The following is a 2,217-nucleotide window of genomic DNA, read 5'->3' as shown; positions in this document are numbered from 1 at the left end:
GGGAGCCGCTCCAGCAGGGTCCCGGCGGTGTCGTCGGGCCGGATCGGCTCGGTCAGCACCCCGTACACCGGGCCGGTGTCCAGGCCCTCCTCGATCTGGAACGTGGCCGCGCCGGTGACGTCGTCGCCGTGCAGGATGGCGTGCTGGACGGGCGCGGCGCCGCGCCAGGCCGGCAGCAGCGAGAAGTGCAGGTTCACCCAGCCGTGCCGGGGGATGTCGAGCGCGGCGCGCGGCAGCAGCGCCCCGTAGGCGACGACGGGGCAGCAGTCCGGCGCGATCTCGCGCAGCCGGTCCAGGAACCGCGGGTCGCCGGCCTTGGCGGGCTTGAGCACCTCGATCCCGGCCTCGGCGGCGCGCCGCGCGACCGGGCTGGGCGCCACCTTGCGGCCGCGTCCGGCGGGCGCGTCGGGACGGGTGACCACGGCCGCCACCTCGTGGTCGGACTCCAGCAGCGCCTCCAGGGACGGCACCGCCGTCTCCGGGGTTCCCGCGAAAACCAGCCTCACGCTAGATGGCCTTCCCGTACGTGGGGTGCGGGGACTGCTTGACCACCGGCTTGGGCTCGCCGAACCACTCGGCCTCCCGGATCGCCTTCATCGCGGCCTTGCGCTGCTCGGGGTCCATCCGGTCGATGAAGATCACCCCGTCCAGGTGGTCGGTCTCGTGCTGGACGCAGCGGGCCAGCAGGTGGGTGCCCTCCAAGGTGATCGGCTCGCCGTACATGTTGAAGCCCTTGGCGACCGCGCGCACCGCGCGGGGCGTGGGGAAGGACAGGCCGGGCAGCGACAGGCAGCCCTCGTCGTCGGTCTCCTGCTCGTCCGACAGGTCCAGGGTCGGGTTGACCAGGTGGCCGAGCCGGTCGTCGACGTAGTAGGTGAACACCCGCAGGCTCACGCCGAGCTGCGGGGCGGCCAGCCCCACGCCGGGGGCGTCGAGCATGGTGTCGGTGAGGTCCTTGACGAGCTGGCGCAGCTCCTTGTCGAAGTCCTTGACCGGTTCGGCCGGGGTGCGCAGCACGGGGTCGCCGAAGAGGCGGATGGGCTTGACGGCCAACGAGGACTCCGTTCCCTACGGTGCGTTCGGTTTGCGACGGATTGCGTACGGCACGCGGCGGACGCCTTCACAGTTTACGGAGATCCGGCGGCGTCCCCGCCGCGAGGCGCCGCGCCGCCCCGGCTCGAGCGCGCCTTGTACGCGGCGGTGCGCGCCGCCTTCGCCAGCGCCTTGTCGGGGTGGTGGTCGCCGAGCGCCTCCAGCACGTCGATCGCGTCGGGGTGCTCGGCGCGCCGGACGTCGTCGATCAGCGCGCCCATGTCGGCGTCCGGCGGCGTCTGCGCCAGGGCCGCCCGCACCGCCTCGTCCGGGTCGGCGCTCTCCATCATCCCGGCGAGCGAGTCGACGAACATCCACACGTACTCGGCGCGGCTCAGTTCGGCGTCCGGATCGCCGTTGCGGCTCAGCCACAGCAGGGCGTAGGGCCGGACGGGCGCATCCCGCGCGGCGTCCCGGACGGCGCCGGCGGCCTGCGGGCCGACGCGCTCCAGGACGGCGGCGGCCAGGTTGCGGGCGCCGGGCGTGCCGGTCCGCATGACCTCCAGCAGCTCGCCGGCGGCGTCCTCGGGGGCGCGGCGGGCCAGCCAGCCGTCGATCTCCTCGTCGGCGGTGTCGCTGCGGTGCCAGGTCAGCCCGGCCACCAGGTCCGCCGCCGGGACGTCGGCCAGCTCGCCCACCAGCGGCGCCACGAACCCGTCGGCCAGCAGCAGCTCCCGCACGCCCCACACGCCCAGCGGGGTGAGCGCCAGGCCGCCGTCGCGCGTCTCCGCCGCGCCCCAGCGGACCAGGTTCTCGATCTCCCCGGCCAGCGCGGTCTCCAGCGCCGGGGTCACCGCGCGGCGGTCCTCGACCCGGTACTTCTGCTCGACGTGGGCGAGCAGCACCGCGGCCAGCAGTTCGGGCGGCGTCGGCTCGTCCTGCTCGTAGAGGTGGACGAGCACGCCGGTCAGCTCGTTCTGCACCAGCTCGGCCGGGCCCAGGCCGTCGGCGGGGTCGTGCGCGGCCGTCGCCACGGCGTCGAACACCCGCACCCACGCCGCCAGCACGGCGGCGTCGTCGCCCGCGGCGAGGACGGCGGCGTCCGCGCCGGCGATCCCGGCCTCCTCCGCGGCCCGCCGCAGCCGGTCGGAGCCGCCGGCCAGCGCCTCGGCGACGAGCGGGGAC

The 2,217-nt window shown here is 75.4% G+C and carries 2 protein-coding genes and 1 pseudogene; all 3 read right to left on the bottom strand.

Features of this window, described 5'->3' with window-relative positions; all coding sequences use genetic code 11:
- Positions 1 to 506: methionyl-tRNA formyltransferase (locus AR3_RS28925; RefSeq protein WP_281179299.1), on the bottom strand; the 506-nt coding region annotated here is incomplete at its 3' end.
- A 1-nt stretch (position 507) separates the two neighbouring features.
- Entirely contained in the window at positions 508 to 1,053 is a 546-nt protein-coding gene (gene def, locus AR3_RS28920; protein ID WP_067918793.1) for a peptide deformylase, read from the bottom strand.
- A gap of 74 nt (positions 1,054 to 1,127) precedes the next feature.
- Positions 1,128 to 2,217, bottom strand: a pseudogene (locus tag AR3_RS31405) (hypothetical protein); the annotation flags it as partial.

Origin of the sequence: Actinomadura rubrobrunea NBRC 15275, assembly GCF_001552235.1 — a bacterium.
GTDB lineage: Bacteria > Actinomycetota > Actinomycetes > Streptosporangiales > Streptosporangiaceae > Spirillospora > Spirillospora viridilutea.
This window is presented reverse-complemented; position numbering and strand designations above follow the sequence as displayed.